We start from the raw sequence: 535 nt of genomic DNA on the forward strand, positions 1-535 counted from the left end.
TTGAGGGGTGGTGCACACGGCATCCCCCTTCCGTAGAGGGGAATGCCGCCGCCTTCCCCGTTCGCCCTGAGCCTGTCGAAGGGCCCGTCTTCGCAGGCCCCAGATCCTCGCTTCAGGCGAGGGGGGCTTCGACAGGCTCAGCCCGAACGGAATTGGGATGGTCCTCTTTAAGAGGAAGCGCCCCTAGCGCCCCCGCACGCAAAAAGGGCGGGGAATGTCGCCATCCCCCGCCCCTTCCGACACGCTAAGCCGTAAGGCTTAGAAGTGCGTGATCAGGCCCATCATCGGGCGGAAGCTGTGGAAATCACCATAAGTGTTCACTTCGGCACGGATGCGGACGCCGGCATTGCCGGTGATGCCCTTCAGGCCGATGTCTTTCGGGCCGAACTCGGTGCCGATCCCGTAGGTGATGTCGCCATACTGCTTCTTGCTGGTATTGCCGGTCGAGTAGGTCGAATAATGATCGAACTCGACCCACTGATAGCCGACCTTGCCGTAGAACATGCCGCTGTCACCGGCGCGCACGCCGAAACGA

General features: G+C 62.1%; 1 protein-coding gene. It reads right to left on the reverse strand.

Translation table 11 applies throughout. The features are described 5' to 3' along the window. Positions 1 to 258: 258 nt before the first annotated feature. Positions 259 to 535: hypothetical protein (locus tag AACY19_RS26920; protein WP_339454533.1), on the reverse strand; the 277-nt coding region annotated here is incomplete at its 5' end.

It is taken from the genome of Pseudomonas sp. EA_5y_Pfl2_R50, from assembly GCF_963970475.1.
In the GTDB taxonomy this organism is placed as follows: Bacteria; Pseudomonadota; Gammaproteobacteria; order Pseudomonadales; family Pseudomonadaceae; genus Aquipseudomonas.